This window comes from Pseudomonas sp. MYb60 (assembly GCF_002979555.1).
Classification (GTDB): Bacteria; Pseudomonadota; Gammaproteobacteria; order Pseudomonadales; family Pseudomonadaceae; genus Aquipseudomonas.
Genome location: NZ_PCOZ01000005.1, coordinates 1 through 19,637 on the forward strand (window position 1 = coordinate 1; position 19,637 = coordinate 19,637).

General features: G+C 64.5%; 16 protein-coding genes. 12 read left to right on the plus strand and 4 right to left on the minus strand.

Annotated features, from left to right (window positions below):
* Positions 1-445, minus strand: a 445-nt coding sequence (locus CQ041_RS09805) for an ATP-binding protein (RefSeq protein WP_105649048.1), incomplete at its 3' end; no start/stop codon positions are given.
* Positions 446-630: 185 nt separating this feature from the next.
* Between CQ041_RS09805 and CQ041_RS09810 the strand changes: the two genes are divergently transcribed.
* Positions 631-1,122: a GNAT family N-acetyltransferase gene (locus tag CQ041_RS09810; RefSeq protein WP_105522920.1), complete on the plus strand. Its 492-nt coding sequence runs from the start codon at positions 631-633 to the stop codon at positions 1,120-1,122.
* 27 nt (positions 1,123-1,149) lie between these two features.
* Positions 1,150-1,575 (plus strand): GNAT family N-acetyltransferase, encoded by a 426-nt coding sequence (locus CQ041_RS09815; protein WP_105522919.1) that lies wholly within the window; start codon positions 1,150-1,152, stop codon positions 1,573-1,575.
* Between the two features lie 4 nt (positions 1,576-1,579).
* On the opposite strand, the gene CQ041_RS09820 is transcribed toward CQ041_RS09815, so the two are convergent.
* The gene (locus CQ041_RS09820; protein ID WP_105522918.1) at positions 1,580-2,773 is read right to left on the minus strand and encodes a YgcG family protein; all 1,194 of its coding nucleotides are present in this window, start codon (positions 2,771-2,773) and stop codon (positions 1,580-1,582) included.
* Between the two features lie 126 nt (positions 2,774-2,899).
* Here CQ041_RS09820 and CQ041_RS09825 point away from each other — a divergent pair, with 126 nt between their 5' ends.
* The 7 genes from CQ041_RS09825 to CQ041_RS09855 all read left to right on the plus strand — a co-directional run bounded on the left by CQ041_RS09825 (position 2,900) and on the right by CQ041_RS09855 (position 10,554).
* Positions 2,900-3,715: an alpha/beta fold hydrolase gene (locus CQ041_RS09825; protein ID WP_105522917.1), complete on the plus strand. Its 816-nt coding sequence runs from the start codon at positions 2,900-2,902 to the stop codon at positions 3,713-3,715.
* On the plus strand, positions 3,705-4,847 hold the full coding sequence (locus CQ041_RS09830; RefSeq protein ID WP_105522916.1) for a PAS domain-containing sensor histidine kinase: 1,143 nt from the start codon (positions 3,705-3,707) through the stop codon (positions 4,845-4,847). The genes CQ041_RS09825 and CQ041_RS09830 overlap by 11 nt, the downstream gene beginning before the upstream one ends.
* Positions 4,848-4,918: 71 nt before the next feature.
* Positions 4,919-5,434, plus strand: coding sequence for a sigma-70 family RNA polymerase sigma factor (locus tag CQ041_RS09835; RefSeq protein ID WP_105522938.1), 516 nt, complete (start codon positions 4,919-4,921; stop codon positions 5,432-5,434).
* A complete protein-coding gene (locus CQ041_RS09840) occupies positions 5,431-6,372 on the plus strand; it encodes a FecR domain-containing protein (RefSeq protein WP_256586774.1) in 942 nt (313 codons plus the stop codon). Before CQ041_RS09835 ends, CQ041_RS09840 begins: the two co-directional genes overlap by 4 nt.
* A gap of 100 nt (positions 6,373-6,472) precedes the next feature.
* Positions 6,473-8,836, plus strand: coding sequence for a TonB-dependent siderophore receptor (locus CQ041_RS09845; protein WP_105522914.1), 2,364 nt, complete (start codon positions 6,473-6,475; stop codon positions 8,834-8,836).
* Between the two features lie 157 nt (positions 8,837-8,993).
* Positions 8,994-9,497 carry a sigma-70 family RNA polymerase sigma factor gene (locus CQ041_RS09850; protein WP_105522913.1) on the plus strand — a complete coding sequence of 168 codons (504 nt, stop codon included), beginning with the start codon at positions 8,994-8,996 and terminating at the stop codon, positions 9,495-9,497.
* Complete coding sequence (locus CQ041_RS09855) at positions 9,490-10,554, plus strand: FecR family protein (protein WP_256586775.1); 1,065 nt, start codon at positions 9,490-9,492, stop codon at positions 10,552-10,554. The genes CQ041_RS09850 and CQ041_RS09855 overlap by 8 nt, the downstream gene beginning before the upstream one ends.
* Here the strand turns inward: CQ041_RS09855 and CQ041_RS26180 are convergent.
* Complete coding sequence (locus CQ041_RS26180; RefSeq protein WP_146116060.1) at positions 10,514-10,747, minus strand: hypothetical protein; 234 nt, start codon at positions 10,745-10,747, stop codon at positions 10,514-10,516. The genes CQ041_RS09855 and CQ041_RS26180 overlap by 41 nt on opposite strands.
* Between CQ041_RS26180 and CQ041_RS09860 the strand changes: the two genes are divergently transcribed.
* The 3 genes from CQ041_RS09860 to CQ041_RS09870 are packed head-to-tail and all read left to right on the plus strand — an operon-like array spanning position 10,746 to position 18,058.
* Positions 10,746-13,574, plus strand: coding sequence for a TonB-dependent receptor plug domain-containing protein (locus tag CQ041_RS09860; protein WP_105522912.1), 2,829 nt, complete (start codon positions 10,746-10,748; stop codon positions 13,572-13,574). The genes CQ041_RS26180 and CQ041_RS09860 overlap by 2 nt on opposite strands.
* A gap of 30 nt (positions 13,575-13,604) precedes the next feature.
* A complete protein-coding gene (locus tag CQ041_RS09865; protein ID WP_105522911.1) occupies positions 13,605-16,352 on the plus strand; it encodes a M16 family metallopeptidase in 2,748 nt (915 codons plus the stop codon).
* A complete protein-coding gene (locus CQ041_RS09870; protein ID WP_105522910.1) occupies positions 16,349-18,058 on the plus strand; it encodes an ABC transporter ATP-binding protein/permease in 1,710 nt (569 codons plus the stop codon). The genes CQ041_RS09865 and CQ041_RS09870 overlap by 4 nt, the downstream gene beginning before the upstream one ends.
* On the opposite strand, the gene CQ041_RS09875 is transcribed toward CQ041_RS09870, so the two are convergent.
* Complete coding sequence (locus CQ041_RS09875) at positions 18,033-19,628, minus strand: murein L,D-transpeptidase (RefSeq protein ID WP_105522909.1); 1,596 nt, start codon at positions 19,626-19,628, stop codon at positions 18,033-18,035. The genes CQ041_RS09870 and CQ041_RS09875 overlap by 26 nt on opposite strands.
* Positions 19,629-19,637 lie beyond the last annotated feature (9 nt).

A 19,637-nucleotide genomic window follows, 5' to 3' on the forward strand; every position in this document is an offset into this window, starting at 1 on the left:
CCGGCGCACAAAAGTAGCTGTTAATCAGCTCAAACTCCGCATCAGTCGCGGCGAACTCATGTTCCCCGCGTTGATTGCGACGATGCAATCTGCCTCGACAGGTGTCATCGTCCACCTCGATGTAGTGGACACAATGCGCAACCTCGGCAGCGTCAGCCAGGCCGCGTAACCACCGTCGGTCTTGTGGCGTATTGGCAGGAAAGTCCAGGACCACGGTCACGCCAGCCCTCAGCAGATCGCTGACGAGCGGGCCTAGCACCTCGCGGATCTGGTGTGCGAGGCGCACGTAGTCGGCGATTGACTTGATCTGGTCAGGGTACAGCCGTGAGAGCCACTGATCCTCGCTCAGCAGAATGGCCGAGTGTTCGGCTGCCAGGCTTTTGGCCAGGGTTGATTTGCCGGAGGCGATTTTGCCTGACGTGAGATGAAGCGCGGGGTTGGGCATTGGGGACTTCTCCTTGTCGAGCCTTGATGATGCTGATTGCGAAGCGTTGGAGCAACCACCGTCCGGCCATCGCACGCGATGCTTGGCGCCCTGTCGCGAGGCCGCCTTCGGAAACAAGCCCCCTCCCACAGGTGAGGGCGCACCGCTATCATATGCCCTTTCGCTCAATGCCCCAGGAACCGTCCATGCCCGCCCTAATCCTGCGCAACGCCCGCCCTGCCGATGCCGAACGTTGCTTCGAGATCGAAATCAGCGCCTACGAAGGCGACGAAGCCGCGACCTTGGCGAAGATCGCCACGCGCATTGCGCTGTACCCCGAGGGCTTTCTGATCCTGGAAGCCGATGGCCAGGTCGTGGGTTTTATCAACGGCGGGTGTGCCCATGAGGTGGTGATGTCGGATGAGGCGTTCAAGGAGTTGGTGGGGCATTCGGCCGACGCGCCCAATGTGGTGATCATGTCGGTGGTGGTCGACCCGGCGCATCAGGGCAAGGGTTACGCCACCACACTGATGACCGAGTTTGTGCAACGCATGCGCGACCTGGGCAAGCAGACCCTCCACCTCATGTGCAAGGACCAGCATGTGCCGATGTACCAGCGCATGGGCTATCGGTATGTGCAACCCTCGGCGTCGGATCATGGCGGGATGGCGTGGCATGAGATGGTGATGGCGCTGTAGGACATGCCACGGATGACGCTACCAGAGATGACCACCCTGCCCATTGAAGTCAGTGACCAACCCAACCCCGAGGCCGAGCGTGTTCTCGGCAGCGGCCTGTCGGCGTTCAATGAAGCCGCCACCGGCTACAACGACCGCCAACCGCTGATGGTGCTGGTCAAAGATCCCGACACCCAGCACATCCTGGGCGGCATCACCGGCAAGACCTCATTGGGCATGGCTTTCCTCGATCTCTTCCACTTGCCCGAACGCTTGCGCGGTACGGGCCTTGGCCGTCAGTTGCTGCAGGCATTTGAAGACGAGGCCCGGCGCCGGGGGTGTCGCAACGCCGTGCTGTACACCCTCAGTTTCCAGGCGCCGGGGTTTTACGAGAAACACGGTTGGGTACGCTTTGGCGAGATCCCCTGCGAGCCGGACGGCAGCAGCCGGGTGTTTCTGTCCAAGGTGTTGTAACGCCCTACCAGCTCCCCGACGCGCCACCTCCCCCGCTGGAGCCGCCGCCACCCGACGAACTGCTGCTGAAGCGGCTGGAACCGGACCCCGAACTACCGCCCGAATGCGAGCCCGAACCGCTGCCCACTTTGCCAAAGATGATCAGCGCCACGAACGAGGCAATCGGCACCGCCAGCAGCCAGCCATCCCGGCCTGCGTCGGCCACCAGCCCCGCCACCCCATACACGGCCACCGCCGCCAACAGCCGTGCGACGAAACCCGTGCGGCTTTTGCGCCAGGCGTCGCGCATGATCACGAACAGGATCAGGTACAAGCCGAGCACCACCAGCGCGCCCAGTGGAAACGCCAGCCAGTGCAGGAAATTGACCTCTACCGAACGGTTCGCCACCAGCAGACCGGCGATGTACACCAGCAGGCCGATCACGCAATAGAACACCCTACGCGCCATCCACAACGCGCCGAAGGTCGCGCCGCCAATCAATACGGTAAGCGGCACCACAAACAGGTACACCGGCCACTCACGCCCACCGCCAAAGATGGCCAGCAGCACAGTCAGCGCGACCGTCGCGATCAGCGCGCGGCGCCAGCGCAGTGCACCGGTCGCCATCAACACGCCACCGAGGCCGCCCAGTACAAACGCCAGCAGCACCGCGATGGCGCCTGTTGGGAAGCCCGGTTCGGCAACCTCGGGCAGGTCGCCGCCGTCCACCAGCACCACCAGGTCATTCACGCCCGCGACAACACCCTGCACGTAGTCGCCCTGGCGAAATGCCGGGGTGATGTGTTCTTCGATGATGCGATGGGCCAGCAGGTCCGTGACCGTTCCTTCCAGCCCGTAACCCACTTCGATGCGGACCTTGCGATCGTCCTTGGCCACCACCAGCAGCACGCCGTCGTTGATGTCCTTGCGCCCCAGCTGCCAGGCACGGAACAGTTGATTGGCGTAGTCCTCGATGCTCACGCCACCGGTGCCGGGCACCAGCAATACGGCGACCTGAGCGCCTTTGCGTTGCTCAAGCGCGGCGAGTTGCGCTTTCAGGCGGACGGTGGTGTCAGCATCCAACGTATGGGTGAGGTCGATCACACGCTGATCGAGGGCGACGCCAATCGGTGAACTGTCGGCCTGCGCCGTGATCAACACACCGGCCACTGTCCACACCAGCAGGCTCAAAACGGATTGCCGCACCCAACGCATCATGTTTGTTACCTGAAGTTTCATCCTGAAACCGCAGACTTTACCCGATCAGCGCTATAACGCGTGACCCCAGGCAGTTGTCTATCTAAACTCGCCACACGTATAGCACTACGCCATAAACGAGAAGCCATGAACCTTCAGCACCGCAACAACGTCAGTGTGATGGGCAACGGCACCTCGACCCTGGTGTTCTCCCACGGTTTCGGCTGCAACCAGGCCATGTGGAATTACCTGGCGCCAAGCTTTTGCGAGCATTTTCGCGTGGTGATATACGACCTGGTGGGCGCCGGCCTGTCGGACCTCAGTGCCTTCGACACAGCCAAATACAGCTCGCTGGACGGTTATGCCCGTGACCTGAACGAATTGATCGACGAATTCGCCATCGGCCCGGTGATTCTTGTGAGCCACTCAGTGAGTGCCATGATTGCCGCCCTCGCCGACCGCCAGGCCCCCGGGCGGATCGCTGCGCATGTAATGATCGGCCCCTCGCCGCGCTACGTCGATGCAGAAGGTTATGTCGGAGGGTTCAAACTCGCCGATGTCCAGGACCTGCTGGATACCCTCGACAGCAATTACCTCGGCTGGTCCAGCGCCATGGCCCCGGCAATCATGGGCGCACCCGGGCAACCGGCGCTGAGCGAAGAGCTGACCGACAGTTTCTGCCGTACCGAGCCGGAGATCGCCAAGCAATTCGCGCGGGTGACATTCATGTCGGACAACCGGCACGACGTCGCAGGCCTGCTTACCCCGGTGCTGATCCTGCAATCGAGTGACGACCTGATCGCGCCCGTGGCGGTGGGTGAATACCTGCACCGCGTATTGCCCAACAGCACGTATTGCCTGGTGGACAACGTCGGCCATTGCCCGCACATGAGCGCGCCGCAAGCCTGTGCCAAGGCGATGCAAGCCTTCCTGGCGCCATGGAGGGTCGCTCATGCCAGCTGAATTGTTTGAACACGCCGCCTGCGCCCTGGCCGTCATCGGTGAGGACGGTACGCTCCTGCAAACCAACGCACGCTTCAGCGAGTGGCTGGGGTTCAGTCATGCCGAGCTGTGTGGGCGGCGCTTCCAGGACCTGCTGAGCATGGGCGGCCGGATGTTCCACCAGACCCATCTCGCGCCCATGCTGCGCATGCAGGGCAGCATCACCGAAGTGAAGCTGGACATGCTGCACCGCGACGGTCACAAGGTGACGGTGCTGCTCAATGGCGCCAAGCGTGACCACGCCGACGGCCCGGTGTACGACCTGGCGCTGTTCGGCACCACCGACCGCGACAAATACGAGCGCGAGTTGCTCAATGCGCGCAACTTCGCCGAAGCGCTGCTGCTGGATAAAACCGCCACCGAGCTGGCCCTCAAGCAAGCCCAGGCCGAGCTGAGCGAAGCCTATGCCATCGCCCAACGCCGCGCGTTGTTTGCCGAGCAGATGGTGGCCATCGTCAGCCATGACTTGAAAAACCCGATGACCGCGATCCGCATGGCTTCGGACTTTCTTTCCCATGGCGAGCGCACCGCCAAGGAGCGCCAGCTGCTCGGACATATCGGCCAGTCGTCCGAACGGGCCCATCGCATGATCGCCGACCTGTTGGACTTCACCCAGGCGCGGGTCGGCCACGGCATCATCATCAAGACCACCGCCCGCGACCTGCACGCCGTGACGCACCAGGCCGTGGATGAATTGCGCATGGCGTTCCCCAAGGCCAGCCTGGAGCACCATACCCACGGCGCCGGCGACGCGGTGATCGATGCCGACCGCGTGCAACAGGTGATTGGCAACCTGGTGGCCAACAGCGTGGCCTACGGCGACTTGAATCGGCCGATCACCATTACCTCGCGCCAGGGCGACAGCGGTTGCGACGTGTCTGTGCACAACCACGGCGCGGCGATTCCGGAAACCTTGCTGGCCGGGCTGTTCGAGCCCATGACCCGCGGCACCGACCAAGGTCTGAATGTGCGCAGCGTGGGCTTGGGCCTGTACATCGTGCGGGAATTGGCGCGGGTGCATGGCGGTGATGTAACGGTGACGTCGACTGAACGGGACGGCACGACCTTCTGCGTGCGTTTGCGGCCTGAGTAAGATCTTGCAATAAATTATCAATAACGCCACCATTGAGAATAGTTGTCATTCACAAGGTGGCGTCATCCGTGTTGCTCAGTCCCTCCCCCGATTCGCCATCACGCAATGCTGCGCTGCACCGCCTGTTCGGTGAGCACCACCCGTGGTTGCTGGAGCGCTTGCGGCTGCGCCTGGGGTGCCGTGAAGATGCCGCCGACCTGGCAGCGGAAACCTTCGCCCACGTGGTAGCAATGCCCGACCCCCACAGCATTCGCGAACCCCGCGCCTTGTTGACCACCATCGGCAAACGCCTGATTTTCGCGCGTTGGCGGCGCAACGATGTGGAGCGCGCCTACCTCGACGTGCTGGCCACCCTGCCTGAAGCCGTGGCCCCCTCGCCCCAGGAGCACTGGCTGGTCATCGAAGCGCTGATGGAAATCGACCGCCTGCTCGACAGCCTGTCGTCCAAGGCGCGCGCGGCCTTCCTGTATAGCCAGCTCGACGGCCGTACCTACGCCTGCATCGCCCGCGAACTGGGCGTATCGGTGACGCGGGTGCATCAATACGTGGTACAGGGCCTCACGGCCTGCTACCTGGCCAAACCATGAGCGGCCTGCCTCCGGCGGTGGCACAGGCCATCGAATGGTATGCGCGACGCAGTTCCGGCGCCTTCGACGCGCCAGCACAATCGCGATTCGAGCAATGGCTGCGCGCCGACCCCAGCCATCAGGACGCCTGGCGCAGCCTCAGCCACCAACTGGAGCGCACCCTCGTGCCCTTGGCAGGCCAACAGGGTTCGCGTCAGGCGCTCAACAGCGTTGATCACAGCCGCCGGCGTATGTTGCGCGGCGCCCTGGCCGTGGGCGCAATCGGCCTGGGCACGCCATTGCTGACCTTGCGCGGCGGCCCGCTGCACGAGCGTTGGGGCGCGGACCTGCGCACCACCCGCGCCGAGCGCCGGCGCTTCAGCCTGGAAGACGGCTCGTCCCTGCTGCTCAACGCCCGAAGCGCCGTGGACCTGCTTTTCAGCGCCAGCCAGCGCAGCGTGCAACTCTTGCAGGGCGCAGTGCTGGCCGAGGTGCACAGCGATCCGGCGCGCCCCTTTGTGCTGCAATGTGCCTTTGGCGAAGCCTGGCTCGAAGGCGGCCGCTGCCTGCTCAGCGTGCAAGCGGGCACGGCCCAGTTGTGGGCGCTCGACGGCGCGTTGGAATTGCGCACTCCCGGCACCCGCCAGCGGTTAGCGAGTGGCCAGGGCCTGGCGTTCGACGGGCAAGCCTGGCAACCGATCGCCCGTGGCTATATCGACGAACGCGCCTGGGCCCGCGGCCTGTTGGAAGTGCACGACCAGGCCCTGGGCCAGGTGATCGAGCACCTGCGCCCCTATCATCCCGGGTTGTTACACGTGTCGGCGCGGGCTGCCGCGCTGCGTATCTCCGGGGTATTCAGCCTGGACAACAGCCACCAGGCCCTTGCCGCCCTCAAGGATGTGCTGCCGTTGCAGGTGGTCTCGTACCTGGGGGTGTGGACACGCGTCGACCTCGCGTGAATTTATTTTCGCGCAGCCCTTAAAAAACCGTGCGCTCGGGTCACAGACCAGACAGAAACGCGCGAAACGCGCCCTGTCCAGAGCCAATCGAGTACACACCATGCACCCCACTACCCTCTTCCCGCTGCTGATGGGCGGCTGCCTGCTGAGCTGCGCCGTCGTGGCGGCCGAAACCGCGCAGGATTTCGACTTGCCCGCCGCACCGCTGGCCAGCACCTTGATCCAGATCGGTCAGGCCAGCGGGCGCCAGGTGCTGTTCATTCCGGCCGATGTCGACGGCCGCGAGGCCCGTGCGGTGCGCGGCCATTTAAGTGCCGTCCAGGCGGTGAGCAACGCATTGCAAGACACCGGCCTGCGCGTGCGCATCACCGCCAGTGGCGCCCTGAGCGTGCAACCAGCCAACGGCGAGGGCGTGACGCTGGACGCCATCAACATCGACGGCGCGGCAAGTGCTCAGGGCAACGATGACAACCAGAACTACGTGGCCCAACGCTCCAGCGCCGGTACCAAGACTCGCACCGAACTGGTGAAGATCCCGCAGTCGGTCTCGGTAGTGACCCGCGCCGAACTGAACCAACGCAAAGGCGACAACCTGTCGGACGCGCTCAAATACACCCCCGGTTTCAGCAGCCAGCCGAGCAGTTTCAGCCGCACTGCCGATGACTACACCTTGCGCGGTTTCAACGTGGGCGCCGGCACCGGCGGGATCTTGCGGGATGGCATGAAGTTGCAGTCCAACCCCTACGACGGCAGCGTCGAAGCCTATGGCCTGGAGCGTGTCGAAGTGCTCAAGGGCGCGTCCTCGGTGCTCTATGGCCAGTTGTCGCCAGGCGGCATGATCAACACGGTCAGCAAGCGTCCCACGGCGACACCGCTGCACGAAATCGGTGTGGAGCTGGGCAACTATGACCGCCGCCAATACACCCTCGACCTGGGCGGCCCGCTGGATGATCAGGGCCAATTCAGCTATCGGCTCACCGGTCTGTGGCGTGACAGCGCCAGCCAGGTCGATCACGTCGACGACGACCGCCGCTACATCGCCCCCGCCCTCACCTGGAAGCCCGACGACGACACCTCGCTGACCGTACTGGCCAGCCATCAGGAAACCTACACCGGGTTCTCGCCGCCCATGAGCTATCGCATGAGCAGCTACAGCGCCACGCCGGGCTACAAGATCGAGCGAAACCAGTTTGTCGGCGAGCCGGGCTATGACCATTTCAACAACCGCATGGACACTCTGGGATACCTGTTCGAGCACCAGTTCAACGACCAGTTGAAGGTCAACCACAGCCTGCGCTATTTCCAGGCCAATACCGACTGGAGCTACCTGATTCCGGTGGCGATTTCCGGCACGCAGTTGAGCCGCCGCTACAGTGATCGCCAGGAGCGCTCCACCGGCTGGACCAGCGACAACAACATCAGCTACACCCTCGACAGCGGCGCATGGCGGCATGAATTGCTGATGGGCGTGGACTACTACCACAAAACCTATGATTCACACCGTTACATCAGCGCCACCGCCGCCCAGCTGGCGCCACCGCTGAACCTGGCCTCCCTGCAATACACCGGCGTGCGCGCCAACACCGCTGCCGACAGCGGTTCGGATCTGCACAGCACCCAGGCCGGCGTCTACCTGCAAGACCAGATCACCTACGACGACCGCTGGGTACTGCTGCTCGGCGGCCGTCAGGACTGGGCCGACAGCGTCACCACCACCTTCGCCACCGACGCCCGCGCCACCCGTGGCGACAAGAAAGCCACTGGCCGGGTGGGGCTGGTGTACCTGGCCGACAACGGCCTGGCCCCCTACGTGAGTTACAGCCAGTCGTTCCAGCCAGCCAGCGTGAGCAACCCGGCGTTCGGCAACGCGTTTGCGCCGCTGGAAGGCGAACAGTATGAAATCGGCCTGCGCTACCAGCCGCCCGGCAGCGACACCCTGCTCAGCGCCGCCGTCTATCGCCTGGACCAGGACAACTCGTTGAGCCTGGACAGCCTCACCAATACCTACGTGCAATACGGCAAGACCCGCACCAAGGGCGTGGAGTTTGAAGCCAAGAGCAACCTGACCGACAACCTGCAACTGAACGCCGGTTACGCCTACACCGACACCCATGTGTTGGAAGACCAAACCGCGAGCAACATCGGCAAGCGTATCGAGGGCATTCCGTACCACAGCGCCAGCGTGTGGGCCAGCTACCGGCTCGCCAGCCTGGGCATGGAAAAACTGCGGATCGGCGGCGGCGCCCGCTACACCGGCACCACCCGCACCACCCCGAGCGTATACGCCGGCAAAGTACCGGCCTACACCCTGGTGGACGCATTGGTGAGCTACGACGTGGATACGCATTGGCAGCTCCAGGCCAAGGCCCAGAACCTGTTCGACAAGCAATACCTGTATTGCAACACCACCTGCCGTTACGGCGACGAACGCAGCCTGCTGGGCTCGGTCACCTACCGCTGGTAACCCAACTGCACCTTGCTCGCGCCTACAACCGGTGGGCGCAGGAAGGTTGAAAACGCATTAGTTGTTGATAACCATTATCAACCACAGCTAAACTCCGCGCGCTCCCATTTTCCAGTCTGTGCCCCCGCGCACAGTCGCGCGCAGGCAACTGACTCTCTTGGCGGATGAAAAACTCCAGCTTTACCTGACCCACCGGGCCGCGCTGCTGGACTATGCCGCGCCCATCGTGGGCTGCCGCGCGCGCGCCGAGGACGTGGTGCAGGAGGCCTGGCTGCGTTTCAGCGGTCAGGACGCCCAGGCCGATATCCGTCACCCGGCCAGCTACCTCTACCGCATTGTGCGCAACCTCGCGCTGGACCTCACGCGCCGCACCGCCACCGAGCGGGTGCAGCCTGGCGGTGACGAACTGCTCGCCGAGTTGCCCTCCAGCAGCGCTTCGCCAGAACGTGAAGTCAGCGGCCAGCATGAACTGCAAGCGATCGCCCGCGCCCTGGCCCAATTGCCGGAACGTACCCGCCTTGCGTTTGAAATGCATCGCCTTGGCGGCTTGACCCTGCAGCAAGTGGCCGCCGACCTGGGTGTTTCTACCGCGCTGGTGCACCAACTGGTGCATGACGCACTGCGCCACTGCATGGATTGCCTGGGGCCGGACGATGACTGATTTTCTGAAAAAATCCGCGGCCAGCGCGTCTTTTGCCGTGAAGGGCGATTCCATGGGATCCTGCCCGCCGATTTTTGCCAGCGGAGATGCTCCAGTCATGCCCACCAAGGATTGTGCCAACGCCCGTCGCGACCAGGCCCTGGACTGGCTGCTGCGTGTGCAACAAGCCCCGCTGGATGCGGACCTGCGTGCCCAACTGACCCACTGGTGCGCCGCCGACGAAGCCAACGCGAAGGCCTACCGCAAGGCCGAACGGGTGTGGCAACTGACCGGGCAACTGGCGCCCACCACCGCCGCGCCACCGACGACACTGGCCACCCCGCCCGCGCGCCCCGCCGCACGGCCACGCAGAGTGCGGCGCTGGGCTGCCGCCGCGATTGCCGCCTGCCTGGTGGTGGCCCTGGCGCCAGGCCTGTTGTTGCGCTGGCAGGCCGACTACCGAACCGGCGTCGGGGAAACCCGCGACATCACCCTGAGCGACAGCAGCGTGGTGCAGTTGGACAGCGGTTCGGCCATCGCCGTGGACATCGCCGCCAACCACCGCGATGTGCGGTTGCTGGCCGGCCAGGCGTTTTTCAAAGTGATGCCGGATAAACGCAAACCCTTTCACGTGTGGACCCAGACGTTGCGAGTGACGGTCACCGGCACCGCGTTCAACGTCGACGCCACCCAGGATGATCCCAGCGTCGCCGTGCAAGAAGGCTCGGTCAACGTCGCCGAGCGCAAGGCCAACCGCCTGCTCGCCAGCCTGGTACCGGGGCAACGCCTGCAGGTCCACGCCGGCCGCACCGAACTCACCACCTTCGCCCCGAGCCAGACCGCGGCCTGGCGACAGGGCCAGTTGATTGCCGATGACCTGCCGATCAGCGAAGTGCTCAGCCAGGTTCGCCGCTACGCCCCAGGCCTCATCGTGCTGCGCGATCAACAGTTGGGCGCGCAGCGGGTCACCGGCGTCTACGACCTGCGCAAACCCCAGGCAGCGCTGCAAGCCGTACTGCAACCCTACGGCGCCAAAGTCACCGCCTACAGCCCATGGCTGCTGGTGCTGAGCCGCTGATCATCGTTCCCGTACCCTGCATGGAAATGACGTTCCAGGCCCCCGGCACGCGCTTCATTTCACGCCGTTGAAAAATAATTGAAGTTTTTTCTGAAAATCCCACGCGCTGTCCCGTCTTCTTCCCCGCGCGCAGCAATTGAGATGTATTCGTATTCTTTGACTGGCCGGTTTTAGCCGGCGCGGGGATCTTCATGACTCACACCCTTCACCGCTTGCCTGGGCAGCGCGGCCCTTGGCCGTTGCGCCTGAAAAAAAGCGCGGGCGCCAGTTTGCTGGGCCTTTGCTGCGCAATGGGCGCTGTGCCCCCGACTGTTTCGGCTGCGCCAGCCAGCGATGCGGCATCGACCCGTGGCTTCAACATCCCGGCCCAGTCACTGGCCGGCGCGCTGATCGCCTTTGGCCAGCAAAGCGGCCAGCAAGTCACCGTCGACCCGCAGCTGCTCAAGGGCGTGAACTCGCCGGGTGTGAACGGCGAGATGGGCAACGACGCGGCCCTCGCCTACCTGCTTCAAGGCACCGGTATTGGCTGGGATTATGAAAACGGCGCACTGGTGTTCCATCGCCTGCCGGCTGCCGAGGCCGGTCAACCGGTGATGCTCGACAGCACCGTGGTGCTGGGCTTCACCCCGGAAAACTCGTTCCAGGGCGCGACGGTGATCGATCACAAGGCGATCCAGGCTTTCCCCGGCGCCAACGGCGACATCACCACCCTGCTGCAAATGCACCCCAGCGTGCAGTTCAGCGGCGCCCAGCAGAACTCCAACGCCCCCGGTGAAATCGACCCGGCGGACATCAGCATCAACGGCGCCAAGTTCTACCAGAACAACTTCATGATCGACGGCATCTCGATCAACAACGACCTCGACCCCGGCGCACACGGCTACGGCGAGACCCGCCAGTTCGACGCCGCCCCCAGCCGCTCCCACGGTATTGCGCTGGATGCGGACCTGCTGGAAGAAGTGAAGGTCTACGACAGCAACGTGCCGGCCGAGTACGGCGGCTTCAACGGCGGCGTGGTCGACGCCATCACCCGCCGCCCGTCCCAGGACCTGCACGGCAAGCTGTCCTATTCGATGAGCCGTTCGGCGTGGACCAAGTACCACATCACCGAAAAGGACCAGGCCAACTTCGACAACGCCTCCAACGAGCAGTACCAGCCGGAGTTCGAAAAAACCACCTTGCGCGGCCGGTTGGAAGGCCACTTGACCGACGACTTCGGCGCGATCCTGAGCTTCTCGCAGAAGCGTTCGGTGATCCCGTTGAACAAGTACGAGGACGGCTACAGCAGCCCGAACGCCGACAGCCGTGAGGACCAGACGCGCCAACTCGACAACTACATGCTCAAGACCTACTGGAACGTCAGCGACCGTCTGAGCCTCGACGCGTCCTTCATCAAGGCGCCCCAGGAAAACACTTACTTTCGCGAAAACTACAAGAACTCCAACTTCACCAACATCAATGGCGGCTGGCAGGGTTCGCTCAATGCCGTGTGGGAAGGCGACTCGGCGCGCTGGACCCACACCCTGGCACTCACCGACCTCAACAGCTCCCGCGAGGCCGAGTCCGACGATGCTATCGCCTGGTATTACTCCAGCGTGAAGAACTGGGGCCGTCCCACCAGCGCAACGTCGCGCAGCGGCGAAGGCTCCTACGGTGACCTCGACCAGACCCAGCGCGGTATCAACTACAAGCTCAAGACCAACTGGCAGGAGTTCCGCTGGGGCGGTGTCGAGCACGCGCTGGTCAGCGGCATGGAGTTGACGCGCAACCAGGCCACCTGGGAGCGCGCCACCGAAGCGACGTCGGCCAACATCACCCGGCGTGACAATATCGCGACCTGCGCCAACGGCGATCCGCTGTGCTCCGTGGGCCTGTTGATCAACGGCAACACCCGTCAGTGGGCGAACGCCCGTAACGTCTACGGGGCTGGCAAGCTGGACCTGGTGGAAAACAAGTACGCGTTCTATCTCCAGGACACGATACAGATCGGCAAACTCGGCCTGCGTCCCGGCTTGCGCCTGGAAGGCGACGACTACATGAAGCAGCAGAACCTCGCACCGCGCTTCTCTGGCGACTACGACTTCTTCGGCGACCGCAGCACGGTGATGGTGTTCGGCCTCAACCGCTACTACGGGCGTAACCTGTTCAAATATCGCCTGGCCGACGGTCGCCAGGGCTTCAACACCCGCTACACCCGCACCACCCAGGACGGTGCCTGGACGGCGACCAAGACCGAGAACCTGAACAAATTCTCCGACCTCAAGGTGCCCTACGATGACGAACTGACCCTGGGCCTCGACCAGGTCTGGCTCGACACCGACTTCCGCCTGAAATACGTGCGCCGCGAAGGCAAGGACAAAATCGGCAGGGCCTCATCCCGTGTGCTCGGGCTCGGCCCCGAAGCTGGCTATGACCGCATCTATTACACCTACACCAACCAGGCTTCCAGCCAGAGCGACAACGTCACGCTGAGCATCACACCCCGGCACGAATACCGCTGGCAGGGCACGCGCACCAGCCTGCAGGCGGCGTTCGACTGGTCACGCACCCAGGATGCCTACGGCACCTACGAGTCGGGCATCACCGCGGACCAGTTCACCAACGAAGACGTGATGTACGACGGCAAGCGCATCGCCTACAACGATTTGCCAGCGACGGACTTCAACCGCCCCTGGACCGCACGCTTGACCGCCATTACCGAGATCCCGCAGTGGAATCTCACGCTCAGCAACTTCCTGCGTTATCGCGGCGCCTACAAGCAGATCGTCAGCACCGATGACATCGTCACCGTCGGCGGCGAGGACCTGGCAGTCTACGAGACCGCCAAGGTCAAGGCGGCGCCCACCTGGGACATGCGCATCGATTGGGAAATCCCCACCGGCAAGGACCAGGCGTTGTTCGCCGCCGTCGATATCACCAACGTAACTGACCAGGTCAATGAAATTGCCAGCAGCACCAGCGGCAACGTGACCTTTGAAGTCGGCCGCCAATACTGGCTCGAAGTCGGCTACCGCTTCTAACCCCGTGACCTGATTAGCCTGGATACCCCCATGAACAAGTTTTTTGCAGGCCTGCTCGGCCCGCTGCTGCTGTGCGCCTGTGCATCGCCTGTCACCCAGGCGCCGTTGCCCTGGGCACCGCAGGTGATACGAGGCCAATTGGCCAATGGCCTGGAATACCGGATGGTGCGCGACAGCAGCCAGGCCGGACGCCTGGACCTGCGCCTGACCGTGCGCGCCGGCTCCGTCGACGAAGATGACGACCAGGTCGGCGTGGCCCATATGCTCGAACACCTGACCTTCCGCAGCCGCGCCGGCCAGGCCACCGACTTGCGTGCGCAGATGACCGCGCTCGGCTGGGTGCAGGGGCGCAACTTCAACGCCGTCACCAGCTACGACCGCACCCAGTACCTGCTCAGCCCCATGGCCGGTAGCACCCAGGCGCCGGTGGCCCTGGAGAAACTCGCGCAACTGGTGTTCGCCGCCGACTACAACGCCGCCGACCTTGAGCGCGAGCGCCCCATCGTCATCGAAGAATGGCGCGGCGGCCTCGGTGTGGCACAGCGCATGAACGACCAGCGTGCGGCCACCCAGCGGGTCGGCTCGCGGTATCCGCTGCACCGCACCATCGGCAACGAAGGCGCGATTCGCGACGCCTCGCTGGGCGCCCTGCAGCGCTTTCAACAACGCTGGTATGTGCCCAACAACATGATCCTGTCGGTGGTCGGTGACTTCGAACCTCAACAGTTGGCGCGACAGATCGAGCAGGCATTTGGCGCGCCGGTCGCCAAGCCTTTGCCTGACCGCGATCACCGTGAACTGCCCCTCGATGGCACGCTGAAAGTCTTCCGTCTGCAAGACCCGCAGACCGGCAGCAACCAGGTGTCCCTGCTGTTTCGCCTGCACGAACCCGACAGCCGTGGGGTGACGGCGGATGCCACCCGTGAGCGCTTGATCGACCGCATGACCCTGTCGGCGCTGTTGACCCAATTGCGTCGTCAACCGTTGCAACCGGGGGTGCGCAGCCTGACCGCGCAAAAAACCTTGATCGGTGCCCGGTCCAGCGTGCTGGGCGTTGCCGCCGGTGTGGAGGGCGCGCATCACGACGCCGCGCTGACGCAACTGCTGACCGAGTTGGAGCGCCTGCGCCAACACGGCTTCACCACCGAAGACCTGCACCGCGAACACGAGAAACTGCGCCAGTTGGCTGACGGCATGTTGGCCAAGGATGAGTCGCGAACCTTCGAGCAATGGGTCACCAGCCTCAACGATTCCGCCGTGCAGAACCGCACCGTGGTAGCGCCTCACCAGATTGCCGAGCTGACCCTGCAGGCGCTGGGCAGCATCGACCTCGCCGCGATCAACAGCCGCTTGCACCGCTGGCTCGACAGCCCCGACCAGGTGCTGCAACTCACCGCGCCGGGCAACAGCGTGGTGCGCCTGCCCACGGTGGACGACGTGCAGCAAATGCGCGCAGCCCTCGCCGCTGCCTCGCTGGTCGCGCCGGCTGCCGATGCGCCGGTGGAAGCACCGCGTGCTGTGTTCACCCCGCCGGCCCCGAGCACCCCGGGGGCGGTGCTGGGCAAGCGCACCTTCGCGGCTGAACACGTCGAGCATTGGCGCTTGAGCAACGGCGATCGCCTGGTGTGGCTGCGCCGCAATGCCGAGAACGGCCAATGGCGCCTGCAGGCGGAATCCGCCGCCGGTTTCAACCGTACCGACGTACCTGGATGGCGCCTGCAAATGGCCGCGCAACTGGGCAGCGACAGCGGCGGCGCCGGGCTCGAGGCCTGGCGCAAGCAGCACCAGGCCACCTTGAGCCTGGAACACAGCGCCACGCGTCTGCAACTGAGCGGCACCAGCCAGCCATCGATCGACGCCCTGACCACCTTGCTGCAAAGCTACCGCCAGAGCCAGGTGGGCGCAGTGATCGACGACGACCTGTTCAGCGCCGCGCGGGATGACCTGCTGTCACGGGTGAACAACCGTCCCGACCCCATCGCCAGCGCCCGGCGCGACGCACGTTACGGCGCAGACAGCTGGCAGGCGCCGGATCTGCAAACCCTCGAAGCCTCGACCCTGACCCAGGACTGGCACCAACTCACCCAGGCCCCGGTGACCTACTTCCTGATGGCGGACCTGGAGCCCGCCGCCCTGGAAGTCGCCCTCCGCGAACAACTGGCGAACATCCCGCGCGGCGTCGCCCAACCGGTGCGCCCGGCGCTGCAACTGCCGGGTCAACGTCGCCAGGACATCGCCGTCGCCCTGGAGCCGCGCGTGGTGCTGGAAGCCAGCAGCTTCAGCCCGATGACCTGGACACCCGACGCCGCCGCCCGGGTCGCCGCCCTGCGCGAACTGGCCAACACCCAACTCAAGCAACGCCTGCGCGGTGAAGCCTCCGGTGTCTACCGCCTGCGGTTTGACAGCGAACTGAATCGCGACACCCAGCGCATCGAGAGTCAATTGAGCTTTACCTGCGACCCGCAGCGCGCCGATGAACTCTGGGCCCTGGCCCAGCAGACCCTGGCCCAATTGAACCGGTCGGTGGACGCCCAGTGGGTTGCCAGCGCGCGCAACGAACTGCGCCGCCAGGAGAAGAAACGCCTCACCGACCCCACCACCCAATGGCGCCGCCTGTTGCTCAGTGAGCGCCAGTGGCAGGACCCGCGCTACCTGAGCAGCCAAACGCGCTTGCCGGATGGCTTGCGCGTCGAATCGCTCAACCCCCTGGCCAGCCAACTGTTCCCCGCGAATAACCAAGTGCTGCTGCGCGTATTGCCCAAGGCGGACGCGCTGTGAAGAGCCTGCGTACGTTCTACCGCCTGGCCGCGCCGTTCTGGCGCACCGGCTCGCAGTGGCTCGGTTGGCTGATGCTGGGCAGCATCATCGGCATGGGTTTGCTGATCGTGCAGATCAACGTGTTGATCAACGCCTGGAGCAAGAGCTTCTACGACACCCTCGGTGAGTTCGACACCCAGGCCCTGTACGCGCTGATGGGCCGCTATGTGCTGTACCTCGGCGCCTACGTGCTGATCGTGGTCGCGCTGGACTGGGTGCGCAAAGCCCTGGTGCTGCGCTGGCGCCAGTCCATGACCGAGCGGTTCACCACCGCGTGGCTGGCAGACCAGGCGTTCTATCGCCTGGGCCTGAACGGCGAACCGGACAACCCCGACCAGCGCATTGCCGAAGACGTGGACATCGTCACCGACCTGAGCGTCGAGCTGGTGGCGTCGTTCATCATCAACATGGCCCAGGTGGGCGCGTTCATGAGCATCCTGTGGCAACTGTCCGGGGTGCAGACCTTCAGCCTCGGCGGCTACAGCCTGACGGTGTCGGGTTACCTGGTGTGGATCGTGGTGTTCTATACGCTGGCTGGCACCCTGATCACCCATTGGGTCGGTCGCCCCTTGCACCGGTTGAACGTGGATCGACAGCACTACGAGGCCGACTTTCGCGCCAGCCTGATGCGCAAGCGCGAGCATGCCGAACAGATCGCCCTGTACCGCGGCGAAGCGGTGGAGCGCGAGCACTTGGCCGAGCGCTTCCAGGCGATTGCGCGCAATTGGCGGCAATTGATGGGCCGCGAGCGCAACCTGAGCCTGTTCGTCGTCAGCTACGAGCGCGTGAGCCTGATCATTCCAGTGTTCGCCGCCCTGCCCGCCTTCCTGGCCAAGACCATCACCCTGGGCGGCCTGATGCAGATCCGCAGCGCATTCGGTGCGGTGCAGGCCTCGTTGAGCTGGTTCATCAAGTTGTACCCGAAGCTGATGCGCTGGAGTTCGGCGGTGGAACGACTGGGGCAGTTCGAGCAAGCCATCGCCGCCAGCCGTTGCCAGGCCAAGGCGCCGGTAATCGGCGATTGCCTGTGCATCCAGGGCCTGGACGTCCTGCGCCCGGACGCCGGCGTGTTGCTGGGGGATGTGTCGGTACGGGTCGCCCAGGGCGAATGGCTGCTGATCGCCGGGCGCAGCGGCATCGGCAAGTCGACCTTGCTGCGCACCTTGCAGGGCCTGTGGCCATACTGCCGGGGCGGCTGGCAATTGCCACCGGGGCGCAGTTTATTGCTGCCGCAAAAGCCTTACCTGCCGAACCTGCCGTTGCGTAACCTGTTGGCGTACCCGGCGCTGGACGTGCCGAGCGCGGTGCGCTTGGCGGCGGTATTGCAGCAGGTGGGTTTGCCGGACCTGGCCCAGCGTCTGGACGAGCAGCGCGAATGGGCGCGGGAATTGTCCGGCGGTGAACAACAGCGCATCGGCCTGGCGCGGGCATTGTTGTATGCGCCGGATACCTTGTACCTGGATGAGGCGACCAACCAGTTGGATGAGGCCAGCGCCCAGGCGTTGCTGGTGTTGTTGCGCGCAGAGTTGCCGAACTGCACGGTGATCGGCATCAGCCATCAGGCGAGCCTGGCAACGCTGTTTGACCGTACTTGGTCTCCCGCACCACACAGTCCGAAGGTGACCGCGTTCGAGCGAACGGTTACAGCACACTCCCCATCGCTTTGATGAGCACCAGGTCACGCGCATAAATGTCCGGCGCATACACCAACCCACCCTGGCGGTCGACCTCGACCGTCCAGTAGCCCAGCAGCACCGGCACCGGCGTGGCAAGCCTGAATTCATGGGTCACGCCGGTGGCCAGCAGCTCATCGGTACGCGCCCGCTCGGCCGGGCTCACCAGCATGTCGCGCAGCAACAGCGGTTGCTCGACCCTCACACACCCCGAACTGAAGGCCCGTGGCCCCTTGGTAAACAGTGGCTGGCTGGGGGTGTCGTGCAGGTACACCGAGTACGGGTTGGGAAAGCGCATCACGATCTTGCCCAACGGATTGCGCGGGCCGGCCTCCTGGCGCAGCAGGATATTGCCGGGGCGCGCCCAGTCGACTTGTTCGGGGGTCAGTGGGTGGCCTTCGGCGTCCAGCACTTGCAGGTTCTGCTGGCGCAGGTATTCGGGGTTCAGACGGATGGCCGGGAGTTTGTCCTCGCGCATGATGGTGGGCGGGATGGTCCATGTCGGGTTGAGCGTCAGGCGGGTGATGCGCGACTTGAGCAACGGCGTCTGGCGTTCGGCGCGCCCCACCTGCAGGCGGGTCTGCCACACCGGAATACCGCTCTGGTACACGCTCAGTTGCGCGGCGGCGACGTTGACCAGCACCCCCTCCGGTTCCAGGTCCTGGGCCAGCCAGCGGAAGCGTTCGAGGTTGATGCGCAGTTGCTCGCGGCGCACCAGCGGGCTGATGTTCAATTCGGCCACGGTGCCGGCGCCGATCACGCCGTCGGCCTGCAACGAGTGGCTGAGCTGGAACGCCTTGACCGCCTTGACCAACTCATCGCGGTATTGCTTGCCGCTCGGCGCCTGGGCCAGGTAACCGCCACTCACCAGCCGGCGGCCCAGTTCGGGGACGCGCGGGTCGTCCATGCCTGGACGCAGCAGCGGGCCGCTGGCGACCGGGTCCCAATGCGGCAACGGCTGCTGGCGCACACTGGCGTAGGCATTGCGCAGGCTGCGATAGAGATCGGCGCTGGGGCGGGCCTGGTCGAACCCCTGGGCCATGTCCTGCAGGCCGGCGGCAGCGAAGGCCAGCACGTCGGTGTCGGGGTCGCGGGTGGGTGGCTGGGAATGCCACAACGGTTCGAAGCGCGACTGCTGCAAACGCCCGTAATGCAGATCCTGCAGGGCCTGGAGGTACTGGCGGCTGCTGCTGATATCGCTGCACAGCACGTTGGCCGTGGCGTCTGGCGCAGGCAGGCTATAGTGGGAAGGGTCCAGGCCATCATCGGCGAGCATCGCCAACTGTGCGTGCAGGGCTTGCCGGCGTTCATCGGTCGACCACAACGGCACATCGCCCTGCTGTTGGTAGAAGGCTTGCAGGCGTGATTGCGTGGCCGCGTCGATCTGCCGCGCAAGCGCGGGACAGACGCTGGGGAGCTGCGACAGCGCCTGTTGCACCGGCGCGGTGTTCACCAGAATCGGCGGTGCAACGGGCAACGGCGCATCCGACGGCGTGTCGGCTGTCGCGACCAATGGTGCAACGAGCAGGCAAATGCTCAAGTAACATGCGTGTTTTTTGAACAATGGCTTGGC

What these genes read in the sequence shown, in the direction of transcription:
- CQ041_RS09865 (WP_105522911.1), top strand. Translation starts at nt 13,605, where the DNA reads ATGAACAAGTTTTTTGCAGGCCTGCTCGGCCCGCTGCTGCTGTGCGCC.
- CQ041_RS09825 (WP_105522917.1), top strand. Translation starts at nt 2,900, where the DNA reads ATGAACCTTCAGCACCGCAACAACGTCAGTGTGATGGGCAACGGCACC.
- CQ041_RS26180 (WP_146116060.1), bottom strand. Translation starts at nt 10,747, where the DNA reads ATGAAGATCCCCGCGCCGGCTAAAACCGGCCAGTCAAAGAATACGAAT.
- CQ041_RS09855 (WP_256586775.1), top strand. Translation starts at nt 9,490, where the DNA reads ATGACTGATTTTCTGAAAAAATCCGCGGCCAGCGCGTCTTTTGCCGTG.
- CQ041_RS09860 (WP_105522912.1), top strand. Translation starts at nt 10,746, where the DNA reads ATGACTCACACCCTTCACCGCTTGCCTGGGCAGCGCGGCCCTTGGCCG.
- CQ041_RS09845 (WP_105522914.1), top strand. Translation starts at nt 6,473, where the DNA reads ATGCACCCCACTACCCTCTTCCCGCTGCTGATGGGCGGCTGCCTGCTG.
- CQ041_RS09815 (WP_105522919.1), top strand. Translation starts at nt 1,150, where the DNA reads ATGACCACCCTGCCCATTGAAGTCAGTGACCAACCCAACCCCGAGGCC.
- CQ041_RS09830 (WP_105522916.1), top strand. Translation starts at nt 3,705, where the DNA reads ATGCCAGCTGAATTGTTTGAACACGCCGCCTGCGCCCTGGCCGTCATC.
- CQ041_RS09810 (WP_105522920.1), top strand. Translation starts at nt 631, where the DNA reads ATGCCCGCCCTAATCCTGCGCAACGCCCGCCCTGCCGATGCCGAACGT.
- CQ041_RS09840 (WP_256586774.1), top strand. Translation starts at nt 5,431, where the DNA reads ATGAGCGGCCTGCCTCCGGCGGTGGCACAGGCCATCGAATGGTATGCG.
- CQ041_RS09820 (WP_105522918.1), bottom strand. Translation starts at nt 2,773, where the DNA reads ATGATGCGTTGGGTGCGGCAATCCGTTTTGAGCCTGCTGGTGTGGACA.